At 38.9% G+C, this 1,056-nt stretch carries 3 protein-coding genes; 2 read left to right on the top strand and 1 reads right to left on the bottom strand.

Going from position 1 to position 1,056, the window contains the following annotated elements; genetic code table 11:
* Both nadS and R7F64_RS23755 read left to right on the top strand, forming a co-directional pair.
* Nucleotides 1–246: NadS family protein (gene nadS, locus R7F64_RS23760; RefSeq protein ID WP_318072133.1), on the top strand; the 246-nt coding region annotated here is incomplete at its 5' end.
* Nucleotides 247–262: 16 nt separating this feature from the next.
* Complete coding sequence (locus R7F64_RS23755; RefSeq protein WP_158090427.1) at nt 263–433, top strand: hypothetical protein; 171 nt, start codon at nt 263–265, stop codon at nt 431–433.
* A gap of 234 nt (nt 434–667) precedes the next feature.
* Here R7F64_RS23755 and R7F64_RS23750 read toward each other — a convergent pair.
* Nucleotides 668–1,056, bottom strand: a 389-nt coding sequence (locus tag R7F64_RS23750) for a hypothetical protein (protein ID WP_318072132.1), incomplete at its 5' end; no start/stop codon positions are given.

The raw sequence follows: 1,056 nt of genomic DNA, 5'->3' as shown, positions 1-1,056 counted from the left end.
CAAGCCGAAGCGATTGCAAAAGGAGAGCAGACTCCTGCGAATGTCACTCGTTATGAGATTGCCGATGTTAAAGCGATCCGAGCACAACTGGATGTCAGCCAAAAAGAGTTGGCACAAGCGATGGATGTGAGTATTGATACCGTGAAAAGTTGGGAGCAAGGACGGAGAAATCCGACAGGTTTAGCAAGCAAAGTCCTAACTCTACTCTCTAAAGAGCCAGAGCTTTATGCGAAGTTTTCAGTTTAAAGATTAAGAGGTGTCTATGAGTGCAGCTGTTACTTTTGAGCAATTCTGTCAGCATTACGAGTACGATCCGAGAAGTTCGTTATCTCGCTTTGAATATGAGAAGTACAAAGAGAAGAAGTACAAAGAGAACTTAGAGATAGCTAACGAGCTGATCACCAAAGATGCCATCGATAAGATGAAAACATAGAAAAAACGCCCTTAGAGGGCGTTTTTTGTTTCAATCGAACTGCGAACTTTTTGTCCTGTAAATCGCTCTGAAAGCGTCACAAACTTACAGCCCGATTTCTGGCTAATTAGGTAAGGATAAGTGCTTAAAAACGCTCCAGGAGCGTTTTGAGAGCGTCAGATTGGCGTTTTGAGATGCTAAGTCGGCTATTTAACGTAATAGGAATAATAATCACCACCACAACGTTATGTTGCTTTAAATTATGAGCTTCTTTGCTTCGATTTGAAGCCATTCAAATGTGTTTTCGGGCTCTCCATGCATTTCCATTTGATGCCAAAGTTTTTCAAATGACAAAATAGTGACTTGTAGAGCAACTTCTTCATTTCCAATTTCCATTGTTAAATTTTCGAGAAGTTTAATCGTATGAGCATCTACTAAAGTGTCGTATTTTTTTATTTCACACAGAGCCATAAAACAATACTCACAAAGTGGTGATATGCATGTAACTTTATAATCGTGATCAATTGCGTATATAGTGGTTTTTTTTGGCCTAAGTCTATTAAGAACGTTCCATTGCTCCCACAAACCTAGTCTTAAATATGATGTGTATGAGATAAATGGGATAAAGCGTGAAACTAAAAATT

This window comes from Vibrio sp. Vb1980 (assembly GCF_033338615.1).
Taxonomy (GTDB): domain Bacteria; phylum Pseudomonadota; class Gammaproteobacteria; order Enterobacterales; family Vibrionaceae; genus Vibrio; species Vibrio alginolyticus.
Note: the sequence above shows the minus strand (reverse complement) of the source record. Positions and strands in the feature narration are given on the sequence as shown.